2 protein-coding genes are annotated in these 2,088 nt (G+C 72.4%); both read left to right on the top strand.

Going from position 1 to position 2,088, the window contains the following annotated elements:
- Positions 1-227 precede the first annotated feature (227 nt).
- A complete protein-coding gene (locus IXW69_RS07540) occupies positions 228-1,361 on the top strand; it encodes a YeeE/YedE family protein (protein WP_194785739.1) in 1,134 nt (377 codons plus the stop codon).
- Positions 1,362-1,477: 116 nt separating this feature from the next.
- Entirely contained in the window at positions 1,478-1,699 is a 222-nt protein-coding gene (locus tag IXW69_RS07545; protein ID WP_194785740.1) for a sulfurtransferase TusA family protein, read from the top strand.
- Positions 1,700-2,088 lie beyond the last annotated feature (389 nt).

Here is a 2,088-nt window from a genome sequence, read left to right on the forward strand (position 1 = left end):
GGCCTCCGGGGGGGGCCCCCCCCCCCCCCCCCCCCCCCCCCCCCCCCCGGGCCCCCCCCCCCCGCCCCCCCCCACGCCGCACGTCCACGCCCGGCCAGGCGAATCCCCACCCCACCCCGTTCGCGCGGGTGAGGGGCGGAGCACGCCGTCGGCGAGCACCCTCTCCCCCGCGTCCCGAGCAAGGCCCTGCCGCAACGCCTGCGGTCACGGGCCGGACCAGGACCACCATGATCATCACCGGACTCCTCGTCGGAGCCGTCCTCGGCCTCGTCCTCCAGCGCGGCCGCTTCTGCATCACCGGCGCCTACCGCGACTTGTGGGTCTCCCACTCCTGGCGCTGGTTCACCGCCTTCCTCCTCGCCATCACGGTGCAGGCGGTCGGCGTCGCGCTCCTCACCGCCGCCGGCGTCATCACCCCCGAGATCCCCACGCTCAACGTCTTCGCCGTCGTCGTCGGATCCTTCCTCTTCGGCGTCGGCATCGTCCTCGCTGGAGGCTGCGCCACCGGCACCTACTACCGCGCCGGCGAGGGCCTCGTCGGCTCCTGGTTCGCGCTCATCGCCTACGCCGGTGCGGCCGCTGCCTCCAAGACCGGCGTCCTGGCACCCCTCACCGACTGGGCCAAGTCCATCGGGAAGACGAGCCTCACGACCCTGCCGGCCACGATCGGCCTGCCCGACTGGGTCGGCGTCCTCCTCCTCACGGTCATCGTCGCCGCGCTCGTGCGTTGGCAGCGCGGCCTGGCCAAGGCCCGTCCCGTGAGCCTCCAGCTCCCCGCCGAGCGCACCGGCCTCAACCACCTCCTCTTCGAGAGGGCCTGGAACCCGCTCGTCACCGGCGTCCTCGTCGGCCTCATCGCCATCATCGCCTGGCCCGCGTCCTGGGCGAGCGGCCGCCACGACGGCCTCGGCATCACCACCCCGTCCTCGAACCTCGTCGGCTACCTCGTGACCGGCGACGCCTCGAAGGTCGACTGGGGCGTGCTCCTCATCCTCGGCATCCTGCTCGGCTCCTTCCTTTCCGCGAAGGCCTCCGGCGAGTTCCGCGTCCGCGTCCCCTCCGCCACCGTCATCGAGCGCTCCATCGCGGGCGGTCTGCTCATGGGCGTCGGCGCCGCCTGGGCCGGCGGCTGCTCCATCGGCAACGGCCTCGTCCAGACCTCGCTGCTGTCCTGGCAGGGCTGGCTCGCCCTCGTGTTCCAGGTGGTCGGCGCCGGCGCGGCCGCCTACGTCACCATCATCCGGCCGCGCGAGCAGCGCCGCCGCGCCCGGGCCGCCGCCCGCGCCGAGGCCCTCGCCGCACCGGCTCCCGTCTCCCCCGACCAGACCGTCTCGGCGTCCAGCCCCGCCGTCGCCCGCTGAGACCGAGCGCCAGGACCTGCGCTCCAGCGATCCGCGTCGGCTCCCAGCGCTCCCGCCACTCATCCGCTCGCGCTGCTCCACGAGCAGCCCACCCACCGACCACAAGGAGAACAACCATGCGCACCATCCTGGAGACCGAGGGCCTCGTCTGCCCCTTCCCCGTCGTCGAGGCCGAGGACGCCATGGCCGACCTCGAGCCCGGGGACGAGCTCGTCATCGGCTTCGACTGCACCCAGGGCACCCAGTCCCTGCCCGCCTGGGCCGCCGACAACGGTTACGAGGTCACCGAGTTCACGAGGACCGGCGAGGCCTCCTGGTCCATCACCGTGAGGAAGTGACGGTCCCCGCCTGCGGTGGCCGACGACGGCGCTAACGCCCCGTTACCTTGTTGGTGGTTGCCGGTGTAGGGATGCCGGTGGCCGGGCCAGCGGTGGTCGGCATGATGTCTTGCCCCTGTCTTCACAATGATCCGGGGGGTGTTGTCACCGGCCGCCGCAGGGCTGCTGGTTCACCGCTGATCAGGGGAACGGACCGAGACTCGAGTCCTTTCGTAACGTGGGTGCGGGACCAGCCGCTCGAGGCTGGCCCCGTGTCCTGCGAGACGAAGGAGCACCGCGATGCGCACCGACGAGATCGATGTGTTCATCGGAATCGATGTCGGCAAGTCCGACCACTGGGCCACCGCCCTGAACAGGGACGGCAAGCGCCTGTTCGACAAGGCCCTGCC

Origin of the sequence: Actinomyces haliotis (assembly GCF_015355765.1) — a bacterium.
Classification (GTDB): domain Bacteria; phylum Actinomycetota; class Actinomycetes; order Actinomycetales; family Actinomycetaceae; genus Actinomyces; species Actinomyces haliotis.